We start from the raw sequence: 21,951 nt of genomic DNA on the forward strand, positions 1-21,951 counted from the left end.
CGAGGTGGTTCCTTGTTGAACGACAGCCGCCGGATCGCATGACGCGCACACATCCAGGCGCGTACGCTCGGACCAGCCGTAATCGGCGGTGGGAAGGGAGACAGATGAGTTTCGGGGGCGCGCGGGAGCGGGCGGCACGCCTGGCCTCACGACTGCGCCGCCGGCGCTCCGGCCCGGCCCGCACACGGCTCCCCGGCTCCGGCGCGGCGATGCGCGCCCTGGCCGGCGACCTCGCCTCCGCCGTCCGCGCCCGGCCCGAACCACCCGCCGGGACACGGGCGCTGTGCCGGGCGCTGTGCGAGGAGATGAGCGCGCTGCGGGGCGGCCGTCCGGTGCAGCTGCGCTTCGAACGCTTCCCGGACGAGATCGAAGTCACCGGTCTGTGGGTCGAGTTCGCCGACTTCGACCTGGTCATCGTGGAGGAGCGGGCCGAGGCCGTGCAGCAGCTGGTCATCCTCGGGCACGAGCTGTGGCACCTGCACGCCGGGCACCGGCACCACCACCTGGCCGGGGCCGCCGCCGCCCGGGCCCTCACCGACACGCCCGGCTGGCGGGAGGCGGCCCTCACCGTGGCCGCCCGCGACGGCTCCCGGGAGACCGACGAGGCCGAGGCCGACGACTTCGGGCACCGCCTGGCCACCCTGTTCCGGGGCCACCTCGAAGGGACCCGCACCGGCCCGCCGGACCCGGTGCAGCGGTCCCTCGGATACCGAGGACGCGGAGGCACGGCACGGTGACCCGGCTGGCGCTGAACCCCTCGGGATTCCTCGGCGAGTTCTACATCTCCTTCTGGATCCCCACCGCCGTGCTCACCGCCGCCCTGGTGATCAAGCTGCCCAGCATCATCCGGCTGTGGCGGGACCCGCTGCTGCGCGCGGTCGGCGGACTGCTGCTGCTGGCCTGCGCGGTGTTCGTGTTCTGCACCCCGTCCACCATCGCCTGGGTCAACCGGCTGACCGGCGTGCCCAACATCTCGGCGCCCTGGTGCTACTCGCTGATCACCGCGTTCTGCGGCTCCTGCCTGCTGCTCATCATCACCTGGCGCAACGGCCTGTCCGACCGCTCGGCCGCCACCCGCCGCGCCATGCGCTGGGTGATCTCGGTGTACTCGGGGGTGATCGTCGCCCTGTGGGTGCTGTTCCTGCTCGCCGACGCCCCCGAGGAGCGGCTGCGGGACCTGGACACCCACTACGCCACCACCCCGTTCATGCGCGAGGAGATCCTGCTCTACCTCGTCGCGCACGCCGTGGCCTGCCTGATCACCTCCCGGCTGATCTGGAACTGGGTGCGCACCGAGGGCCTGGACGCCTGGCTGCGCTGGGGCCTGAAGCTGCTGGGCGCCGGCTACGTGCTGAACCTGATCTTCGACGCGGTGAAGCTGATCGCCGTCGTCGCCCGCTGGTTCGGCCGGGACCTGGACTGGCTGAGCACCAATCTGGCCCCGCCCGTGGCCGCGCTCTCCGCCATCCTCATCGCCGTCGGCTTCATCCTGCCGCACGCCGGCCAGTACCTGCACGACCGCTGGCGCCTCCGGCTCGCCCACCGCGAACTGCGGCCCCTGTACCAGCTGATGCGCGCGGCGAACGGCGAAGGGGTGCCGTTCGTGCTGCGCGCCACGCCCGAACTCCGGCTCACCCGGCGCGAGACGTTCATCCGGGACGTGCTGCTGCCGCTGGCCCGGCACATCGACACCGGGCTCGGCCGGCGCGCCCACGACGCCGCGCTGGGCCTCGGCCACCCGCCGGAGCGGGCCCGCGCGCTGGCGGCCGCGGTGTGCATCCTCGACGCCGTCGAGACCAGGGCCCGTACGCCGGAGCCGCCCGAGCCGGCCGCCGGGCCGGACACCACGAACCTGCTCCAGGAGATCGGGGCCGTCTCCCGGGCCCTCCGCCGACCCGACGACATCGCGGCGGTGCGCGCGCGTACGGCCGTCCCAGCGGAGAGCGTTGCCGTTCATGAATGAGGACAGACCCACCGCCGTCGTCCTCGGCGGCTCCCTCGCCGGCCTGCTCACGGCCCGCGCCCTGGCGGCCGTCGGCGCCCGGGTGACGGTGGTCGAGCGGGACGCGCTGCCCGACGGGCCCGCGCCCCGCAAGGGGCTGCCGCAGGCCCGGCATGTGCACCAGCTGTGGTCGGGCGGGGCGCGGGCGCTGGAGGAACTGCTGCCCGGGGCGATCGGGCGGTTGCGCGCGGCCGGGGTGAGCCGGGTGCCGATGACCACGGACATGGTGGCGCTGTCCCCGTACGGGTGGTACCGGCGCTGGGCCGAGTCCGCGTTCATGCTGCCGGCGAGCCGGGACCTGCTGGACTGGGTGGTACGGGAGCTGGTGCTGGCCGACGGGCGGATCTCGCTGGTGGAGCGGGCCGAGGCGGCCGGGCTCACCGGTACGGGCGGCGCGGTGACGGGGGTGCGCATCCGCGCCCACGACAGCGCGGAGCGGACGCTGACGGCCGGCCTGGTCGTGGACGCGACCGGGCGCGGCTCGCGGGCGGCGCGGTGGCTGACCGGGCTGGGGCTGCCCGCGGCCGAGCGGCGGGAGGTCGACTCCGGGCTGGTGTACGCCAGCCGGCTGTACCGGGCGCCGGCGGCGGCGCGGGCCGGCTTCCCGGTCGTCAACATCGAGCCCGATCCGCGGGGTTCCGGGACCGGGCGCGGGGGCGTGCTGATGCCGGTGGAGGACGGCAAGTGGATCGTCACGCTGTTCGGGGGCCGCGGTGACGAACCGCCCTCGTGCGCCGCGGACTTCGAGCGCTACGCCCGTGCCGGGCTGCGGCATCCGCTGATCGGGGAGCTGCTGGGCGGGGGCGCGGAGCCGCTCGGCGAGGTCGCGGTCACGCGGACCACGGCGAACCGGCGCCACTTCTTCGAGCGGATGCCGGTGTGGCCGGAGAACTTCGTGGTCGTCGGCGACGCGGTGTGCGCGCTGAACCCGGTGTACGGGCACGGCATGGCGGTGGCCGCGCGCTCGGCGCTGGCCGTGCGGGACGTGGTACGGCGTCGGGGGCTGGGGAGCGTGGGACTGGCCCGGCAGGCGCAGCGGGCGGTCGGGCGGACCGTCCGGACGGCATGGGATCTCGCCGTCGGCGCGGACGTGTTCTATCCCGGCGCGACCGAGGAGGGGCCGACGCTGCGGGACCGGGTGCTGGCCGCGTACGTCGGCCGTCTGCTGCGGACCGCCACGGGAAACGGGCGCGTGGCCCGGCGGGTGACCGGCGTGACGGCGCTGGAGCGCGGGGCGGAGGTGCTGCTGGCGCCGAGTGTGGTGGTGGCGGCGGTGGCGGGGCCCTTGAAACCGGCGCTCGCCGCTCCGCCGTTGACTGCGGAGGAGCGGCGGTCCGCGGGGTTGTAGGGCACGGTGGGGAACGCGGTCGGCCCCGCGTGGGGCTCAGCCCTCGAACGCCGGTTGGGGCAGGCCCTTTCCGGCGTCCGGCACCACGAGCAGGGAGCCGGACAGGGGGTCCGAGGGCGGCAGGCCCGTGCGGGCCGTGGTGATGTAGAGGTCGGTCAGGGCGGTGCCGCCGAACGCGCAGGCCGTGGTGCGGGGAGCCGGCAAGGTGATCACCCGGTCCAGCTCGCCGGCGGGCGTGTAGCGGCGCACCGCTCCCCCGTCCCACAGCGCCACCCACACGCAGCCCTCCGCGTCGACGGTCAGCCCGTCCGGAAAGCCCGCGCCCTCCTCGATCTCCACCAGCGTGCGGCGCTCATGGATGCCGTCCGCGTCGTGGTCGAAGACGTCGACGCGCCGGGTGGGGGTGTCGACGTAGTACATCAGACGGCCGTCGGGGCTCCAGCCCGTGCCGTTGCTGACCGTGACGTCCGGCAGCACCGTGCGCACGGCGCCGTCCCCCGTCAGCCGGGACAGCGTGCCCCCGCCGGGCGCCTCGTCGTACCGCATCGTGCCCGCCCACAGCGACCCGTCGGGCGCCACCGCCGCGTCGTTCGCGCGGCGCCCGGCGACCGGCTCGTGGTGCAGCCAGCGGAACGTGTCGTCGGGGTCCAGCAGGCCCACGCCGTCCCGCAGGTTGAGCACCAGGCCGCCGCCCGCCCGGGGCTTGGCCGCGCCGATGTGCTGCGGTGCCGTACGGATCGTGCGCCGGCCGGAGGAGGGGTCGTAGGTGTGCAGGCGCGCGCCCAGGATGTCCAGCCAGAGCAGCCGGCCCGTCGCCGGGTCCCAGGTGGGTCCCTCGCCGAGTGCGGCCTCCGCCCGCACCGCGACCTCGTACGCCGTCATGCCGCGCTCCGGTGGCCCAGCCGCTCCGACAGTTCCGCCGCGCCCTTCGCGGCCAGTTGCTCCAGCTCCGCCCGGCGCTCGTCGCTCCAGCGGATCATCGGCACGGAGATGGACAGCGCGGCCACGACCTGTCCGGTGCGGTCGCGGACCGGCGCGGCCACGCAGGAGACGTCCGGGTTGGACTCGCGGTTCTCCACGGCGATCCCGCGCTGCCGGATGTCCGCGAGGACCTCGCGCAGGACGGCCGGGTCGGTGATGCTGTTCGGGGTCATCCCGGCCAGTTCGGTGCCGTCGGGCATCCGCGCGGTCAGCTCCGGTTCGGGCAGCGAGGCCAGCAGCATCTTGCCGACGGAGGTGCAGTGGGCGGGCAGCCGGCGGCCGGCGGCGGAGACCATGCGGACCGCGTGCGTGGAGTCGACCTTGGCGATGTAGATGACGTCGGTGCCCTCCAGGATGGCGACGTGCACCGTCTCGTCGCAGGTCTCGGCGACGGAGCGGGCCACCTGCTGGCCCTCGGCGGCGAGGTCGAGCTGCTCGGCGTAGCGGCTGCCGAGCTGGTACGGGCGTACGCCGAGCCGGTACCGTCCGGGCTGTCCGGGCACCTGCACGATGTACGACCGGGCGGCGAGCGTGGTGACCAGCTCGTGCACGGTGGTGCGGGGCAGCTGGAGCCTGCGCACGATGTCGGGGGCGGAGAGCGTCCCGTCCCCGTCGAGGAACAGCTCAAGAATGTCGAGAGCCCGGGTCACGGCAGGCACGAGGCGTCCCACGTCCGGCCCCCTCCCTTGGTCTGGCGTCTGCGTTCGAGATTTCAACAGACGATCGGCATGACGAACACAGGCTAGTCATGGTGGGGGGCGCGGGCAATGGGTCGGGAACGACCCCTGTGATCACGGGCACCATGGACACCATGGATCTCGACTTCCAGCTGGTCCTGCTGCGCCGCATGGCCGACCACAACCCGGACCTCGTGGAGGACGCCCGGCGCCGGCTGGGTGCCTCGATCGCGGACATGCGGGAGGCCAACAAGCGGTGGCAGGCCATGGTCCGCTCACGGCGGTCCCGGGGCGCGGCCGCCCGTTACCGCTCCGTCCTCGGCGCACCGGAGTCCGTGGTGCCCCGCCGGCTGGGCGACGCCGACTGCGAGGCCCGGCGGTGGGCCCTGCCGCTCTGGCCCGCCCTGCGCTTCGAGGTGCTCGTCGGGCCGGACGGCGGGGTCTGGAACGAGTGGCTGGTGCGGGCGCCGGGCGCCCCGGCGCCGGAGCTGCGCACGCTGGAGGACCTGGCCCCCTGGTCCTGCACGGTGGACGAGGCCGCCCGCGCCTTCGCCCCCGTCCGTCAGCTGGAGGGCACCGCTCCCACCCGGTGGGGGCTGGCCCTCACCGCCCCCGACCGCGACGGCGTACGGCGGCAGGTGGTCGCCGAGTTCACCTGGGGGCTGCTCCAGCGGACGGCCGTCCTCCCGTGAGCGCCGAGCGTGCGGGGTCAGGCGATCGCCGGGGCGGCCGGGGCCGCACCCCCGGCCGCCGCGAGGACCGCCCGCGTCACGCGCGGCAGCGAGTCCGGGTGCAGCCACAGGAACAAGTTCGGCTCCACCAGCTCCAGTTCCATCAGACGGGGCTCGCCGTCCTCGCCGTCCACCAGGTCCACGCGCGCGTACAGCAGCCCGTGCGCACCGGGCACGGCCGCCAACGCCTTCGCGGCGACGGCGAGTTCGGCCTCCGTGGGCTGCCAGCGCTCCAGGTCGGGGTGGGCCACCTTGTCGGCGTCGTACGGGGTGCCGGGTGAGAGCACGGCTCCCTTGCGGCTGGCGTGCAGCAGCCGCCCGCCGAAGAACTGCAGCGCCCGCTCACCGCGCACGTCGATGCCCGGCATGTACGGCTGCACCATAGCGGTGAAGCCCTCCGCGTGCATCCGCGCCAGGTGCCGTACCGCCGTGTCGTGCTCGGCGGGCGTGTAGCGGGCCGCGAACCGGGCGCCCGCGCCCGAGGTCGGCTTGATCACGAACTCGTGCCCGGCCGGCAGGTCGGCCGGCTCGCCGGGGGCCAGGTAGCGGGTGGGGACGGTGGGCACGCCGGCCGCCGCCAGCTCCCCGAGGTACCGCTTGTCGGCGTTCCAGCGCACCACCGGGGCCGGGTTGGCCAGCCGGGTCAGCGCGCCGACCCGCTCCACCCAGGCGGCGAACTCGGTGGCCCGCCAGCTGTAGTCCCAGGTGGAGCGGATGACGACCAGGTCGTACCCGCCCCAGTCCACCGCCGGGTCGTCCCAGTGCCGGGCCTCCGCCTCGGCACCGGCGTCCGCGAGCGCCCGCACCAGCGCCGGCAGGTCGGTGTCCTTGCCCGGCCCGGCTCCGGGGTCGTAGGTGGCGAGGGCTATGCGGGGCACGGCGGACTCCCTGTCGTACGCGGGTTCGACGGTCGGTGCGGCTGTGAGGCTAACAAGCGGCGCGGGAACCGGGACACCCCTGTTGACCTTCCCCTTCGGTCAGGCCCCAGCATCGGTGCCGGACGACGAGACGCGCGAGGTGCGCATGGAACTGCTGACCATCGGGGCGTTCGCGAAGGCGAGCCGGCTGTCACCGAAGGCCCTGCGCCTGTACGACGAACTGGACCTGCTGCCGCCCGCCCGGGTCGACCCGGACACCGGCTACCGCTACTACGCCCTCGCCCAGCTGGAACGGGCCCGGCTCGTGGCCTGGCTGCGCCGCCTGGGCATGCCCCTGACGCAGATACGGGCGGTGTGCGCGCTGGACGCGGCGGACGCGGCCCGGGAGATCCGGGCGTACTGGGCGCGGGTGGAGGCGGAGACGGCCGTGCGCCGGGACCTCGCCGCGTTCCTCGTCGAGGAGTTGACCGCCGAGTCGAGAGGGAGACACACCATGCTGGAACTGCGTTACGCGGCCCGTTCGGACCGCGGGCACGTCCGCCCGGCCAACCAGGACACCGTGTACGCGGGCCGCAGGCTGCTGGCCGTCGCCGACGGCTGCGGCCCGGCGGGGGCGCCCGCGAGCCATGCCGCCGTGGCGGCCCTGAGGTTCCTGGACGAGGCGGAGGAACCGGCCGCCGGCAGTGTGCTGAACCTGCTGGAGGAGGCGGTGCGCGGGGCGGACGAGGCCGTGAAGGCCCTCGCACGGGCCGGGGCCGAGGACGCCGGGGAGAGCGGGACCACGCTCACCGCGCTGCTGTGGACGGGCTCGAAGCTGGCCCTCGTGCACATCGGGGACTCGCGGGCGTATCTGCTGCGGGACGGCGGGCTGTTCCGCATCACCCACGACCACAGCGTGGTCCAGTCGCTGATCGACGAGGGACGGCTGACGGAGGAGGAGGCCGAGAGTCATCCGCAGCGGGCCCTGCTGCTGAAGGCGCTGGGCGCCCCCGGTGCGCCTGCGGTGCCGGACCTGCGGGTGCGGGAGGCCCGGGACGGTGACCGGTACCTGGTGTGCTCGGACGGGCTGACCCGGGTCGTCCCCGACGCGCTGATCAAGGAGCTGCTGGCCGCCGGGTCCGGCCCGGAGGACGTCGTACGGACCCTGATCGACGCGGCCAACACGGCGGGCGGTCCCGACAACGTCAGCTGCGTCGTGGCCGATGTAGTGGTGGCCGCCCGCCCGTCCGCCCCCGTCGGCTAGCACGGGCCGTACGGCACGGCACGGTACGGACACGGGTCCTGGTGTAGGAAGGGTGCTGTCGTCCCCGGCAGTCGGCACCGCCCGACAGTAAGGAGTGCGCCGCGTGTCCTCCCTCTTCCCCGCTCTGACGGACGGTCCAGGCGAGCGCAGCGAGAGGGGGGTCCCCCCGGACGACGTCCGGGGGAGGGTCGCCCTGCGGTTCGGGCCACGGACCCTGACGTACGGCGGGCTGGCGGGCGCCGCGGGTGCCCTCGCCGCGCGGATCGAGGGCTCCGGCCGGGTCGCCGTGTGGGCCACCGCGGAGCTGGAGACCGCCGTCGCGGTGACCGGCGCGCTGCTCGCCGGGGTGGCCGCCGTGCCGCTCAACCCCAAGTCGGGCGAGAAGGAACTGGCGCACATCCTGTCCGACAGCGCGCCGTCGCTCGTGCTCGCCGCGCCCGGCACGCACCTGCCGTCCGTGTTCGGCGACGTGCCGCGGATCGACGTCGACGCGTCCGCCACCGGTGCCGTCCCGGAGGAGCGCGCCGAGGACGGCGACCCGGCGCTGATCGTCTACACCTCCGGCACCACCGGCCCGCCCAAGGGCGCGGTCCTCCCCCGCCGGGCCCTCGCCGCCACCCTGGACGCGCTCGCCGACGCCTGGCGGTGGACCGGCGACGACGTGCTGGTGCACGGGCTGCCGCTGTTCCATGTGCACGGACTGGTGCTGGGCGTCCTGGGCCCGCTGCGGCGCGGCGGCTCGGTGCGGCACCTGGGTCGCTTCTCCCCCGAGGGCGTGGCCCGGGAGCTGGCCGCGGGCGCGACCATGGTGTTCGGGGTGCCGACGATGTACCACCGGATCGCGGAGGCGCTGCCCGGCGACCCGGAGCTGGCCGGGGCGCTCGCCGGGGCCCGGCTGCTGGTCTCGGGCTCGGCCGCGCTGCCGGTCCACGACCACGAGCGGATCGCGGCGGCGACCGGACGCCGGGTGATCGAGCGGTACGGCATGACGGAGACGCTCATGAACACCGCCGTGCGGGCCGACGGGGAGGCCCGGCCCGGGACGGTCGGGGTGCCGCTGCCGGGCGTGGAGCTGCGGCTGGTGGAGGAGGACGGTACGGAGATCACCGCGTACGACGGGGAGAGCGTCGGGGAGATCCAGGTGCGCGGCCCGAACCTGTTCACCGAGTACCTGAACCGGCCCGACGCCACCGTCGCCGCGTTCACCGCCGACGGCTGGTTCCGCACCGGGGACATGGCCGTGCGCGAGGGCGACGGCTACGTCCGCATCGTCGGCCGCAAGGCCACCGACCTGATCAAGAGCGGCGGGTACAAGATCGGGGCCGGTGAGATCGAGAACGCGCTGCTGGAGCACCCGGGGGTGCGGGAGGCGGCGGTCACCGGGGAGCCGGACGCCGACCTGGGCGAACGGATCGTGGCCTGGATCGTCCCGGCGGACGCGGCGAGTCCGCCGGGAGCCGAGGAACTGGCGGACCACGTGGCCCGGCGGCTGGCCCCGCACAAGCGCCCCCGGGTCGTCCGCTACCTCCGGGCGCTGCCCCGCAACGACATGGGGAAGATCATGAAGCGGGCCCTGGCCGATGCCTGAGCGGCTCACGGCACGGGAGACGGTGGCGCTGACGGCGGACCCGGACAGTTTCCGCGAACTCGCCGCGCCGCCCCGGGAGTCACCGCAGGACGGCCCCCTCGGCTGGGAGGGTTACGACGCCTCCCGCGCCCGTGCCGCCGCCCGCACCGGCGAGCGGGAGTCGGTGGTCTGCGGCACCGCGCGCGTCGCGGGCACCCGGGCCGTCCTGATCGCCTTCGAGTTCGGTTTCCTGGGCGGCTCGCTGGGCGAGCGCACCGGGGACCGGCTGGAGGCGGCGTACACCCATGCCCGCGCGCACCGGCTGCCCGTCGTGCCGTTGATCGCGACCGGGGGCAGCCGGATGCAGGAGGGCATGGTCGCGCTCACCCAGCTCCAGCGGGTGGCCCGGCAGTCCGCGCTCACCCGTGCGGCCGGCCTGCCGCAGATCGCGGTCCTGCGGGACCCGACGACCGGCGGCGGCTGGGCCACCCTCGGCGCGGGCGCGGACGTCGTCCTCGCCCTCCCCGGCGCCCAGGTCGGCTTCGCCGGCTCCCGGGTCCGCCCGCCGGACGCCGACCCGTCCGCGTACACGGCGGAGTCCCAGCTGGCGGCGGGCTCGGCGGACGCGATCGTCGCACCGGCCGAGCTGAAGGGGGTGCTGGGGAGGTGGCTGCGGCTGCTGGCCGGGCGCGGGGCGGGGGCCACGCCGCCCGAGCCCGCCCCCGTGCCGGACGCGCTCGGACCGGGCGGGCCGGCCGCGACCGGGTGGGAGGCCGTCGAGCGGGCGCGGGCCGCCGGACGGCCGCGGGCGCGGGCCTATCTGGACGCCTACTTCGACGACCGGCTGCCGATCAGCGGTGACCGGTGCGGGGGTGCCGACCCCGGCGGGATGCTGTGCGGGTTCGGTGAGCGGGACGGCCGTACCGTGGCGTACGCGGCGCAGACCGGCACGGCGACCCGCCCGGCCGGGTACCGCACCGCCGCCCGGCTGATCCGGCTGGCGGACCGGCTCGGCGTCCCCGTGCTGACGCTGGTGGACACTCCGGGTGCCGCGAACGACGCGGAGGCCGAGCGGCAGGGCGTCGGCGCGGCCGTCGCCGAGGTGTTCGGCGCGGTGGCCGCGGCCCGGGTACCGATCACCACCCTCGTCATCGGCGAGGGCGGCTCCGGCGGCGCCCTCGCGCTGGCCGCGCCCGGCAACACCTGGGCGACGCCGGACAGTTACTTCTCGGTGATCGCGCCGGAACTGGCGGCCGCCATCCTGAAACGCCCGCCGGAGCGGGTCCGTTCGACCGCGGACCAGCTCCGTGTGCGTCCCCGGGACCTGGTGGAGCTGGGCGTGGTCCGGGGCATCGTCGGCACGTCCGCGCCCGGGGGCGTCACCGGACCGCCACCGCCCGAATGATCTCCTGCGTCACCGCCGACCCCTTGTCGTCCTGGGCCGAGGCCCGCAGCGAGACGGAGGACGCGCCGCGCGGCACGGTGAGCGTGCCGCGCCAGGAGGTGTCCCGGCCGGTGCTCAGGGGGACCGTCCGCCAGGTCGTGCCGTCGTCGTACGACACTTCAAGGCGGCCGCCGCCGAGCCTGCCGGTGCCCGAGGCGTGCGCCACGTACGCGGCGCCGATCGCGACCGGTACGCGCCGCCCGCCGCGCACGGCACCGGCGAGGTCGGTGTCGAGGTCGTAGGCGAGGTTGATCAGCGGCAGGTACGTCCAGTGGTCCTCCGGGGTGGCCGCCGAGCGGAAGGTCCACTCGGTGCGGCCCCGGGTGGCGAGCGGCCACCGGCCGGCGTCCAGGGCGGTGTCGGTGACGACCTGGTACGTGTGCTCGTCGGCGGGCGCGTCCCAGACGTAGGCGGCGGAGCCGGTGTTCTCGTCGACCGGGCGGCCGTCGAGCCGGACGGAGGTGGTCTGGCGCATTCCGCTGTCCTCGCTCCACGCGTCGCCGAAGCCGGTGTGGTCGGGCCCGGAGTCGCCCCAGCCGGGCACGTTCACCTGGATCCGGTTCCCGGCGCGCTGCTGCCCCCAGCCGAGTCCGGTGCCCAGCCAGGGGTGCCACACCGGGCGGAACCAGTGCAGCTCCGGCCGGGTCCCGCCGTCGTAGCGGACGAGCCCGCCGCGCTCCTCCAGGGCGCCGCCGCCGGCGGTGACGGACTCGTGCCACAGCTGGCCGGGGCCGGTGGAGACGTAGTCGGTGCGCTCGGCGGGCAGGGCGACGCGCTCCCGGAAGCCGAGGCCGACCGGGAAGGCGCCGGTGATCGAGTACCGGAACTCGTCGCCGCCCTGCGGCCCTGGGGCGTGGAACGTGACGTGCACGGCGGCCAGTCGCCGGGCGCCGGGCGCGTACGTGAGGTCCCGGTCGGGGATGGCTCCGCGGTGGCCCTCGGAGAGGTCGTACACGTACGGCGAGTCGGTGGTGCCGGTCATGTCCGCCCGGCCCGCCGCCCTGAGGCGCGCCGCGTCCGCCTGATCGACGGTGGCGATCAGCAGGGGCCGGTCGGCGTTGTCGTCGGTGCCCCACCAGGCCATCAGCCGGCCGGGCGCGTCGTCCGTGACGAACAGCGCCCGGGCGCCCGCGTCCTGCGCGGCCCGCGCGAGCGCGGCGGGGTCGGCGCCGGGGGCGAGGCGGGCGAGGACGGCCTTGCCGGACACCCCGGTGACGGGCCCGTCGCCGACGTCCACCAGCGGCAGCCGGGTGCGGCCCGCGGTGAGGGTGCCGCCCGGCTGGACGGTGGCCTCGCCGACGCCCTCGACCTCCAGCCGCGGCTTGGCCAGCCGCCACACGGTCCGGTACTCGAAGGTGCCCTGTGTGACCTTTGGGGTGGGCGCGGCGAAGACGCTGTCGTAGGCGAGGGGCACCTGGACCGCGCCGAACAGGTCGGCGCCGTTCGCGTTCCGGTCGTACTCCATGACGAGCTGGCGGGTCTCGGTGCGCCGGTCCACGTCCGCGCGGACCTCCCGCAGGGTGCGGCCGTCCAGGGTGACGTCGCGGTCCCGGTCGAGGGTGATCTCGGGGGCGGTGAGGAAGCCGAGGCCGAGGGAGTCGGCGCCGTGGCCGCCGGGCACGTCGAGGAAGGTGGCGAGGGAGTAGGTGCCGGGTTCCAGACGCAGCCGGAGCGTGCCCGAGTCGCCGACGCGGGCGGGTTCGGCGTCCGCGCCCTCGGCGAGCCGCTGCACGGTGAGGTCGGCGGCGGCGGGTGCGCCCGACCGGTCCTTGACGTGGACGGTGAGCGTGTACCGCTCCTCCTCCTTGACCAGCCCGAACACGGTGTGCGCGACCGTGGCGCCGGCCGGGTCGGTGGCCACGATCTGCCCGCTGGTGTCGCCGACCGGCGCCGTGGAGGCGTCGCCGGTGACGGTGGTGGACGCCGTGCCGTGGGCGGGCACGGTGAGACGGTCGTCGGCGAGGCGGGCGACGCCGTCCGGGGCGCCCCGCACCGACAGCCGCAACTCGGCGGGCGAGCCGGTGGAGTTGGTGTAGGTGACGGTCCGGGTGACCGGCTGGTCCGTCTCGTACGGCCAGCGATGGAAGCCGAGGTCGGCGCTGCCGGTGGCGGTCACCGTCGCGCGCACCGCGTCCGGCACGCTCACCCGGCCCGCGCCCAGCGTGTAGGCGGAGGCGTCGAGCTGTGCCGAGCTGGACATCAGCGCGTCCTTCAGCCGCGCGCCGGTCCAGTCCGGGTGCCGCTCGGCGAGCAGTGCCGCGACCCCCGCGACCTGCGGGGTGGCCATGGAGGTACCGCTCATGGAGGTGTAGGGGCCGGTGCCGCCGGTGAGCCCGGAGCGGGCGGCGAGGATGTCCACGCCGGGGGCGGCGAGATCGGGTTTGAGGGCGTTGTCGCCGTACCGGGGTCCGGCGGAGCTGAACCAGGCGGCCTGGTCGGCGGAGTCGACGGCACCGACGGTCAGCGCGGCGTCGGCGGCGCCCGGTGAGCCGATGGAGGAGGGGGCGCCGGTGTTGCCGGCGGCGACGACGAACAGCGCGCCCGTCTCCCGGGAGAGGATGTCCACCGCCTGCGCCATGGGGTCGGTGCCGTCGCTCGCCTCCGTGGTGCCGAGGCTCATGGAGACGATCCGGGCGTGCACGTCCCGTGCCGCCCACTCCATCCCGGCGATGATCTGGGACTCGCTGCCCGAGCCCTGGTCACCGAGCACCTTGCCGACGGCGAGGGCCGCGCCCGGCGCCACCCCCTTCTCCTTGCCGTCGGAGGCGGCGCCGCTGCCGCCGACGGTGGAGGTGACGTGGGTGCCGTGGCCGTTGCGGTCGGCGACGTCCTGGCCGTCGACGAAGCTCTTGGCGGCGCTCACCCGGTCCACGAGGTCGGGGTGGCCGAGGTCGGCGCCGGTGTCCAGGACGGCGACGGTGACGCCCTTGCCGGTCAGCCCCGCGTCCCAGGCCGCCGCCGTGCCGATCTGGGCGTTGCTCTCGGCGAGTTCGGCCTTCACCCGCCCGTCGAGCCACACCTTGTCGATGCCGGGCGTCCGGGTGAACGACCGCCAGAAGGCGCGCCCTCTGCCGGCCTCCACGGCGGCGCCGCGCAGGCTGGGCAGCGCACGGGTCCGCTCGGCGCCGGCCGGGGTCGCGGCCCGCGCGTTCCGGTCGTAGGTGACGATCAGCGGCAGGGCGTCGCTCCCGGCGTCGGTGAGCCCCTGCCGGATCAGCCCGCTGACGTCGAACAGCCGCCGGTCCAGGGTGCCGGCCCGCAGATACGGCAGCGCCTCGTCCGGTACGACGGTGAGGTGGCCGTTGCCGCGCTGTGTCCGCACGGCGCCGGTGGCGCCCACGGGCCGGCGCACGGTGACGGTCTGTCTGCCGTGCCCGAGGTCGGTGACGGTCACCTTGTCGCCGGTGACGAGGGTGACGGTGGTGGCGGCGCTCGCCCCGGGGCCCTGGGGGCGCGGCGCCGCGACCGCCGGGCCGGCCGGGAGCAGGGCGCTCACCAGCGCCGCGGCGAGCAGGGCGGCCCCGCGTCTGACTGGTCCTGTCCTCATCCACGCCTCTTCTCGTGTGTGCCGAGTGCGTCGCGTGCTGGGACGAGTGTGATGTGCCGGTTGCCGTAAGGGAGTTGGCCGGTACTGACGGAAAGGCGCCCTGGCGGGTTCTCGCCAGCCCCGGAACACGTCACGCCCATCGGCGCCGTGTGTGTGACTCCCGCTGCACCGTCCGTAACATGGGGTGGTCACTGGTCGGGTACGACGGGGGAGCGAGCGTCACCGTGGACGAATTGGTGGAGTTCAGGACCGAGGACGGCGCGCTCGTCGTGGTGGAGGGTGCCGCGGGCACCCGGTCGGGAGCCCGCCTCGTCTCGCGCGGCGACGGACCGGCGCAGGCCGCGCGCACCTTCGAGGGAGCGCTCGACGGCGTACGGGCGGCCGCCGCGTCCGCGCTGCGGGTCTTCCGGGACGGCAGCCTGTGCCCGGACGCGGTGGAGATCGAGTTCGGTGTGCGGCTGTCCGCCGAGGCCGGGGCCGTCATCGCGAAGGGGTCGGCGGAGGGCCATCTCGTCGTCAAGCTCAGCTGGTCCCCCGGGCAGGTGCCGGACCAGGCCGCCGCGGCACAGAACCCGCCCGCGCGGGCCGCGTCCGCGCAGCACGCGTCACCGCCGGCCCTGCCCGGCCAGGCCACACCCGACCGGACCGTGCCCGGCCCGGAGTCCGCCGACCGGTGATGCGCGCTGCTGCCTGGCAGGCCCGGATCGCCTGCGGCGACGCGGTCGGGGCGGGCTTCCTGGTCACCGGCCGCCGGCTGCTCACCTGCGCCCACGTCGTCAGGCGGAGCGAGGCGGCGGCGGTGACCGTCACCTTCCCGCACGCCAGGGAGCTGGGCGTGCTGTCCGCCTCGGTCGTCGCCCACGGCGGCTGGGCGGGCGGGGTCACCGACCCCGGCGATGTCGCCGTGCTCGAACTGGACCGTGACGTCCCGCTCGCCCCGGCCGGCTTCGCCCCGCCCGACGCCGCGTACACCGAGCCGTACCCGCGGCTGGTCGCGTACGGCTTCCCCGAGGGCTACGACGAGGGCACGCTCGCCGAGTGCCAGGCCGTCTCCGGCCAGTTGATCGCCGGGGAGTGGCTGGAGCTGGTGGCGTGGCAGGGGCACGGGCAGCCGCTCGTGGACGGGTTCAGCGGGGCGGCGGCGACGCTCCCGGACGGCAGGGTGGCGGGGATGGTCACCGCGGCCGTGGGGTCGTCGCCGGACGTGCGCAAGGGCCGGATGCTGACACCGGACGTGCTGGCCCGGTACTGGCCCGAGCTCGGCGAACTGGTGCCCGCGCCCGGCTCGGACGACGCCCGCGGGCGGCTGTACGCCCTGCTGCGCCGGGCCGTGGCCGCCGCCGGCCGGGTGGGCGACCCGAACCGGCTGTACGTGGACGCGGTGGGCGCCTTCGGGCCGCCGCTGCCCCCGGGCGGCTTCCCCTCGCTGTGGGCCGCCGCCGCCTACGTGCAGTGGGAGGTCCCCGATCCGCGGGCGGTGGGCAGGTTCGCCGACCGGCTGCTGGAACTGCTGGACGCGGAGACGGCGTTACGGACCCCGGCGGCCCCGGCCCCGGACGCCCCGGCCCCGGCCGGCACGCCGGCGGCTCCCGCCTGGTCCCCGGTCGTCGTGGAGATCGACCACAGCGGCGCCGGTCCCGACCAGGTGACCGTGGAGGTGTCCGCGTACCGCGACGGGCGGCGCCGGCCGGTGGGCGCCCGCAGGCTGCCGCGCACCGGGGTGCGGGCCTACGTCCAGAGCCGCATCGACGAGGCCGTCGCCCACCTCGCCCCCGACGCGGACGAGCTGGTGACGTTCGTCCTGCCGCGCGAGTGGCTCAACGAGGCGGTGGCGCACTGGGAGTGCGGCGCGGACGACAGCACGCCGCTCGGCTGCGCCTACCCCCTCGTGGTGACCGACCGGGCGCGCCACCACAGCGGCCGGCTGCGCCACCAGCTGCGCAAGAAGTGGCAGAAGCTGGACTCCGGCGGCGGGGTCGAGGTGCACCGGGTCGAGTGCGGCACCCGGGAGCGGCCGCCGGGCCTGCGCAAACGGCTCTGGGACGGCGACGCCGGGGTGGCGGGTTACGCGGCCCCGCCCGCGGCGGCACGGCAGCACTTCGAGGTCGGTCTCACCGTGCCCGTCCCGATCCTGCTGTGGCCGCGCACCGGCTCCCCCTGCGCCGCCCACGAGGACGCGCCCTGCCCCCGCGCCGGGTCCGCCGCTTCCCCGGGCCCCGGCGTCGCGGATCCACCCCGCGCGGACACCGCCCCCGCGGCTGCGCCCTGCCCCGGCACCGCCTTCCTCGACCGGCTCGCCGCCTCGGTCGCCGGGGTGCCGCCCGCCGAACTCCCGCGCCACGTGCTGTCGTTGCGGCTGACCGCGGACGCCGCCGACGAGCCGGAGCTGCACTGGGCGAGAGACCTCCAGCTGCTCTGGGACGACCCGCGCTGCTTCCCCGGGACCACCGCGAGCCTGCACTCGCCCGTCGACTGACCCACCGCCCGACCGGACCACCCCCCACGGAGAAGAAGAGCCCATGCCCCTGTGGCCCGTCTACACCGGTACGAACGCGCCGCACGACGGCATCACCGAGCTGCCCCCGCCGCCGCCCTGGCGGGACTTCGACGGCGGGCCGGCGCTCCCGTCGCCGGACGCGTCCGCAGACGCCTCCGCCGTCTCCCCCGACCGCACGCACCGCGCCGAGACGTACCAGGCCACCGCGGAGACGGTCCAGCTGGTCAACGCGGCCCTGTATCTGCGCCGCCCGCTGCTGGTCACCGGCCCGCCCGGCACCGGCAAGTCCTCGCTCGCGTACGCGGTCGCCCGTGAGCTGCGGCTCGGCCCGGTGCTGCGCTGGAACATCACCAGCCGCAGCACGCTCCACGACGGCCTCTACCAGTACGACCCGCTCTCGCGGCTGTACGCGGCCCGGCAGGAGGCCGCCCGGCAGGGCGGGGCCGAGGGCGCGGACAACCGGTCGGGCATCGAGGACCATCTGCGCCTGGGGCCGCTCGGCACCGCCCTCCTGCCGTACGCCCGGCCCCGCGCGCTGCTCATCGACGAGATCGACAAGAGCGACCTCGACCTGCCCAACGACCTGCTGAACGTGCTGGAGGAGGGCCAGTACGAGATCCCCGAGCTGGTGCGTGCCGCGCGGCACGCGCCGGACGGCGTCGCCGAGGTGCTGGCCGACGGCACCGACGAGCGGGTCCCGGTGGCACGCGGGCGGGTCCGCTGCCGGGCCTTCCCCTTCGTCGTCCTCACCAGCAACGGCGAGCGCGAGTTCCCGCCCGCCTTCCTGCGCCGCTGCGTCACCCTGCGTCTGCGGCAGCCCGACGACCGCCGGCTCGCCGAGATCGTCCGCGCCCACCTGGGCGAACCCGACGCCCACGCGCGCACCCTGATCGACCGGTTCCTGTCCCGCGCGGGCACCGGCGACCTGGCCACGGACCAGCTCCTCAACGCGATCTACCTGGCCCGCTCCGCCGACCTGGACGCCGATTCCCTCGACCGGCTCGCCGAACAGCTGATGCCGTACCTGGGGCAGACCGCGCCGTCCGACGTCTTCTGACGGCCCCTGATGGCTTCCGCATCCTCCCGGGCCGCTGAACGCCCCGGTCCCACGGACCCCTTCGTCCGCCTGGCCGACATCCTGGCCGAGGCGTCCCACGGGGTGCGCCCGACCCCGCTGGAACTGGCCGAACTGCTCTGGCTGGCCCGGCGGATGACACCCGGCACCGGCGACGACGCCCCCGCCGGGCCCGGGGCCCCGGAGCGGGAAGCCCCACCCCCGGCCCCCGCCCCGCCCCCTCCGCCGGGGGAGCCGGCAGGCAAACCGGAGCCCGCCGCCGAGCCGCCCTCCCGCGTCCCCCTGCACCTGCCCGCCCGCCGCCCCGCCCCGGCGGCGGAGCGGTCCCACACCCCGCTCCTGGCCCCGGCGCCCCCGATGCTGCGCCACCCGCTCGCGCTGCAACGCGCGCTGCGCCCCCTGGGACGCCGGGTGAAGGCACCCGTGGGCCGGGAGCTGGACGAGCCGGCGACCGCCGACCGCATCGCCCGCCTCGGCGCCGACCCCGCGTGGTGGCTGCCGGTGCTGCGCCCCGCACGGGAACGCTGGCTGCGCCTGGACCTGGTCCACGACACCGGCCCCACCATGCCGGTCTGGCGGCCCCTGATCCGCGAACTGCACACGGTCCTCGCCCAGTCCGGCGCCTTCCGCACGGTCGCCCTGCACCGCGCCGCCGCCGACGGCACCGTGCACGGCCCCGGCCCGCACGCCCCCGCCGACAGCCGTACGGTCACCCTCCTGATCAGCGACTGCATGGGCCCGCAGTGGCGGGAGGGACCCGCCGGCACCCGCTGGTTCGCCACCCTGCACCGCTGGGCGCGCCGGACGCCCCTGGCCGTCGTCCAACCGCTCCCGGAACACCTGTGGCGGGACACCGCCCTGCCCACCGTCCCGGGCACCCTGTCGGCCCCGCACCCCGCCGCCCCCACGGCGACGCTCGCGTTCACCCCGTACGAGCCGCCCGAGCCCGCCGTGTCCGGCGGCGCGGTCCCGCTCCCCGTGCTGGAGCCGGAGCCGCGGTGGCTCGCGCACTGGGCCGGGCTGCTCGCGGCCCCGGGTGGCGGGGGATTCCCGGGCGCCGCCGCCCGGTTGGGGCGCCCGCTGCCGGCGGACGCCGAGGACCGTACGGACGTCGGGCTGCTGTCCGCCGAGGAACTGGTCCTGCGGTTCCGGGCGACCGCCTCCCCGGAGGCGGTCCGGCTGGCCGGCCATCTCGCGGTGGGCCGCCCCGACCTGCCGGTGATGCGCCTGGTCCAGGCCGCCGTCGAACCCGATCCGCGCCCCCGGCACCTGGCCGAGGTGATCGTCAGCGGGATGCTCACCACCGTCCCGGACGGCCCGCCCGGCTCCTACGCCTTCCGGGACGGCGTACGCGAGCTGCTGCTGCTCGGCCTGCCCCGCACCGACCGCCACCGCACCACCGGACTCCTGCGCAGCGTGGGCGAGTTCATCGACCGCAGGGCGGGCCGGGCTCCGGGCGAGTTCCGGGCGTCGGTCCCGGCCGCGCCGGGCGCGGGGACGGCCGCGGAGGGCGATCCGTTCGCCACGGTCAGCGAGGACAGCGTCCGGCGGCTGACCGCGGACGGCGCCGGGGAGCTGTTCGCGGGGCGGTACCGGCTGCTGCGGCGGGCCGAGGACACGGGCGGCACGGGCTGGTTCGCGCGGGACACCCGGGACGGTGACGCCCTCGTCGTGCTGCGCCGGTATCCGCCGGGCCCCTCCCCCGCCGCCTTCCTGGACCTCGGCCGGCGCCTCGGCGAGGTGCGCCACCCGGGGATCGCACCGGTGCGGGACCACGGCGTCGCCGGTGGAACCCCGTACCTGGTCCGCGAGTCCGTCGCCGGCCCGACCCTGCGCCGGCGCCTCCGGGACGCCCCGGACGGCCTGTCCGCCGAAGAGGTCCGCGCGCTGCTCCCGCCGCTGGCCGAGGCGGTCCTCGCCCTGCACGCGCAGGACGGGCCGCGCGGCGTGCTGACCCCCCGCTCCGTCGTGCTCACCACCGGCGGGCCGGTGCTGACCTGCCTGGACTCCGCGCCGCTGGCCCACGGGGACCGGCAGGAGGCGCTCCGGGCGCTCGGGGGCATCGCGCGCGCCCTGTACCCCGACGCCTCCGGCGCGCTCGGGACGGAGCTGGCCCCGGCCGTCGCCGCGCTCCTCTCCGGCAGCCCGGAGGAGCAGCGGCGCGGCGCCGAGCGGCTGCTGCGGCTGGGCCGGGGGCCGCGGAGCGAGCCGGTCGCAGCGGCCGCCGGCCGGGGAGAGATCCACTTCACCGCCGACGGGCTCACCGGCCGCCCGGAAGCCCGCATCACGCTCGAAGCCACCGTGCACGAGATCCTCGCCCGCGGCTCCCTCGGCCCCCGGCGGTACGAGGCGGAGGTCCGCCCGGACGGCTACCTGGTGCGCACCGCGCCCGGCGCCTACCTCCTGCCGGTCCTCGTCGCCGTGCTGCGCGAACTCCCCCAGGCGCTCGCCCGGCTGGCCGACCCGCCGCGGCTGCGGGTGACGTTCGGCCGGCCGCCCGTCCGGCCGCCGGAGGAAGCCGCGGACGTGGTGGTCGTCGTACCGCCCGCCCTGTACGACGACTTCGCCGCCAGCTCCGCCGCACGGCGCTCGCAGCGGTTCCGGCCGCTGTTTCGCGACAGCGCCCCGGACAGCCCGCCGGCCGCCTGGTACTGCCCGCTCGGGCCGGGGTCCGCCGAGCCCGGGGAGCGGGATCTGGTGCGGGGCCCGTTCATCACGGCCGACCTGCGCGAGCTGGGCGTCCCCACGCCGGGCCGCACGGCCGTCGTCCACACCCGGCCCGGCGGCCCGCTGGCGCTGCTCGACCCGATCCGCCCCTACGGCACGCGTCCGCCCCGCCCGGAGACGTACTACACGGTCGACCTCACCCCGCACGAGACCCGGGAGATCGTGTCCCTGCCGAGTTCCGGCAAGGGCGCGTTCACCGCCGCGGTGAAACTGTCCTGGCGGGTCGACGACCCGGTGGCGTTCGTCCGCGCCGAGGCCACCGGTGTCTCCGGCATCCTGCTGGAGCACCTGCGCGGCGCGGCGGCCCCCGTCACGCGCCGCTACCCGCCGCGCCGGGCGGGCGCGGCCCAGCGGGCGGTGAACGCCGGGGTGGACGACTGGCCGGTACCGGGGCTGGCGGTGTCGTACGCCGTGCAGCTGGTCCCCGAGTGGGCGCCCGCGCCGGCGGCGGAGCCACCGGTCCCGTCCCGGCGGCGGCTGGCGGCGCTGCTCTCGGGCGCCGGGACGGTGCTGGTCGGCTTCGACGGGCCCCTCGCCCGGCTGTTCCCGGGGCAGACGGCCCGGGAGGCCGTCCTCGACCTGCTGTCCGTCGTCGCCGACCACCGCGATCCGCCGGACGCGCCCACGGGCCGGCCGCTGCCCGTCGCGGGTGCCCTGGGCCGGGAGGCGTTCACGCACCCGCTGGACCTGCTGCGCGCCTACGCCCACGACGGGCTCGGCCCGCTGCTGCGGGCGCGGCTCGACGAGCTGGAGCTGCGGGCCGTGCCGGACGCGCCCACGACCCACCGCTCCCTCGCACTCGTCCGTGCCCTGCACCGCTCCGGCCGCCGGGTCTGCGTGGTGACGGACGTGTCCACCCAGGCCGTCCACCGCTGTCTGGAGCCCCACCGGCTGCCCCTCGCGGGCGTCCACGGCCGCCGCGCCGACCTCAGCCTGCTCACGCCGCACCCGGACTGTCTGCTGCGCGCCCTGGGCGCCGTCGGCACGCCGGCCCGCTCCTGTGTGCTGATCAGCTCCTCGGTCGCCGAGCTCACCGCCGCCCAGCAGCTCGGCCTCCGCTTCGTCGGCTACGCGCCCACCGCCGCCGGCCGGCGCCTCCTGCGCGAGGGCGGCAGCGAGGTCACGGTCTCCTCCCTCGAACCGCTGGAGGAGGCCCTCCGCGCCCGCTGACACGCCGACACTCCGCAGCGGCCGGGAAAGACACCCGTTCGGCGGCACCCCGCCCGGCGGCCCA

At 76.4% G+C, this 21,951-nt stretch carries 15 protein-coding genes; 11 read left to right on the forward strand and 4 right to left on the reverse strand.

From position 1 onward, the window contains the following. The first annotated feature begins 104 nt into the window (after positions 1-104). Genes AB0947_RS08155 through AB0947_RS08165 form a run of 3 tightly spaced genes read left to right on the forward strand, consistent with a single transcriptional unit; the run spans position 105 to position 3,350 of the window. On the forward strand, positions 105-737 hold the full coding sequence (locus AB0947_RS08155; protein WP_366749438.1) for a toxin-antitoxin system, toxin component family protein: 633 nt from the start codon (positions 105-107) through the stop codon (positions 735-737). Beyond that, on the forward strand, positions 734-1,963 hold the full coding sequence (locus AB0947_RS08160) for an MAB_1171c family putative transporter (RefSeq protein WP_366749439.1): 1,230 nt from the start codon (positions 734-736) through the stop codon (positions 1,961-1,963). The genes AB0947_RS08155 and AB0947_RS08160 overlap by 4 nt, the downstream gene beginning before the upstream one ends. Beyond that, positions 1,956-3,350, forward strand: coding sequence for an FAD-dependent oxidoreductase (locus AB0947_RS08165; RefSeq protein ID WP_366749441.1), 1,395 nt, complete (start codon positions 1,956-1,958; stop codon positions 3,348-3,350). The genes AB0947_RS08160 and AB0947_RS08165 overlap by 8 nt, the downstream gene beginning before the upstream one ends. A 36-nt stretch (positions 3,351-3,386) precedes the next feature. Here AB0947_RS08165 and AB0947_RS08170 read toward each other — a convergent pair whose 3' ends face one another. Next, on the reverse strand, positions 3,387-4,232 hold the full coding sequence (locus tag AB0947_RS08170; RefSeq protein WP_366749442.1) for an SMP-30/gluconolactonase/LRE family protein: 846 nt from the start codon (positions 4,230-4,232) through the stop codon (positions 3,387-3,389). After that, on the reverse strand, positions 4,229-5,002 hold the full coding sequence (locus AB0947_RS08175; RefSeq protein WP_366749443.1) for an IclR family transcriptional regulator: 774 nt from the start codon (positions 5,000-5,002) through the stop codon (positions 4,229-4,231). Before AB0947_RS08175 ends, AB0947_RS08170 begins: the two co-directional genes overlap by 4 nt. A 140-nt stretch (positions 5,003-5,142) precedes the next feature. On the opposite strand from AB0947_RS08175, the gene AB0947_RS08180 reads away from it, so the two are divergent. Then, the gene (locus AB0947_RS08180; RefSeq protein ID WP_366749444.1) at positions 5,143-5,700 is read left to right on the forward strand and encodes a hypothetical protein; all 558 of its coding nucleotides are present in this window, start codon (positions 5,143-5,145) and stop codon (positions 5,698-5,700) included. 17 nt (positions 5,701-5,717) lie between these two features. Here the strand turns inward: AB0947_RS08180 and AB0947_RS08185 are convergent, their stop codons facing one another. Continuing rightward, positions 5,718-6,617 (reverse strand): hypothetical protein, encoded by a 900-nt coding sequence (locus AB0947_RS08185; RefSeq protein ID WP_366749445.1) that lies wholly within the window; start codon positions 6,615-6,617, stop codon positions 5,718-5,720. Positions 6,618-6,762: 145 nt separating this feature from the next. On the opposite strand from AB0947_RS08185, the gene AB0947_RS08190 reads away from it, so the two are divergent. From AB0947_RS08190 to AB0947_RS08200, 3 genes are all read left to right on the forward strand, one after another. Beyond that, on the forward strand, positions 6,763-7,860 hold the full coding sequence (locus tag AB0947_RS08190) for a MerR family transcriptional regulator (RefSeq protein WP_366749580.1): 1,098 nt from the start codon (positions 6,763-6,765) through the stop codon (positions 7,858-7,860). 103 nt (positions 7,861-7,963) lie between these two features. Continuing rightward, positions 7,964-9,448, forward strand: a complete 1,485-nt coding sequence (locus AB0947_RS08195; protein WP_366749446.1) for an acyl-CoA synthetase — start codon at positions 7,964-7,966, stop codon at positions 9,446-9,448. Continuing rightward, positions 9,441-10,832 carry a carboxyl transferase domain-containing protein gene (locus AB0947_RS08200; RefSeq protein ID WP_366749447.1) on the forward strand — a complete coding sequence of 464 codons (1,392 nt, stop codon included), beginning with the start codon at positions 9,441-9,443 and terminating at the stop codon, positions 10,830-10,832. Before AB0947_RS08195 ends, AB0947_RS08200 begins: the two co-directional genes overlap by 8 nt. On the opposite strand, the gene AB0947_RS08205 is transcribed toward AB0947_RS08200, so the two are convergent. Next, positions 10,807-14,418 carry a S8 family serine peptidase gene (locus AB0947_RS08205; RefSeq protein WP_366749448.1) on the reverse strand — a complete coding sequence of 1,204 codons (3,612 nt, stop codon included), beginning with the start codon at positions 14,416-14,418 and terminating at the stop codon, positions 10,807-10,809. The genes AB0947_RS08200 and AB0947_RS08205 overlap by 26 nt on opposite strands. A gap of 179 nt (positions 14,419-14,597) precedes the next feature. On the opposite strand from AB0947_RS08205, the gene AB0947_RS08210 reads away from it, so the two are divergent. Genes AB0947_RS08210 through AB0947_RS08225 form a run of 4 tightly spaced genes read left to right on the forward strand, consistent with a single transcriptional unit; the run spans position 14,598 to position 21,887 of the window. Beyond that, entirely contained in the window at positions 14,598-15,095 is a 498-nt protein-coding gene (locus AB0947_RS08210) for a CU044_2847 family protein (RefSeq protein ID WP_366749449.1), read from the forward strand. After that, positions 15,095-16,894 carry a trypsin-like peptidase domain-containing protein gene (locus tag AB0947_RS08215; RefSeq protein WP_366749451.1) on the forward strand — a complete coding sequence of 600 codons (1,800 nt, stop codon included), beginning with the start codon at positions 15,095-15,097 and terminating at the stop codon, positions 16,892-16,894. Before AB0947_RS08210 ends, AB0947_RS08215 begins: the two co-directional genes overlap by 1 nt. 43 nt (positions 16,895-16,937) lie before the next feature. Beyond that, a complete protein-coding gene (locus AB0947_RS08220; protein WP_366749452.1) occupies positions 16,938-17,972 on the forward strand; it encodes a MoxR family ATPase in 1,035 nt (344 codons plus the stop codon). A gap of 9 nt (positions 17,973-17,981) precedes the next feature. After that, positions 17,982-21,887 carry an SAV_2336 N-terminal domain-related protein gene (locus AB0947_RS08225; RefSeq protein ID WP_366749453.1) on the forward strand — a complete coding sequence of 1,302 codons (3,906 nt, stop codon included), beginning with the start codon at positions 17,982-17,984 and terminating at the stop codon, positions 21,885-21,887. Positions 21,888-21,951 lie beyond the last annotated feature (64 nt).

The sequence above is a fragment of the Streptomyces sp. NPDC047841 genome, assembly GCF_040704085.1.
GTDB lineage: Bacteria > Actinomycetota > Actinomycetes > Streptomycetales > Streptomycetaceae > Streptomyces > Streptomyces argyrophylli.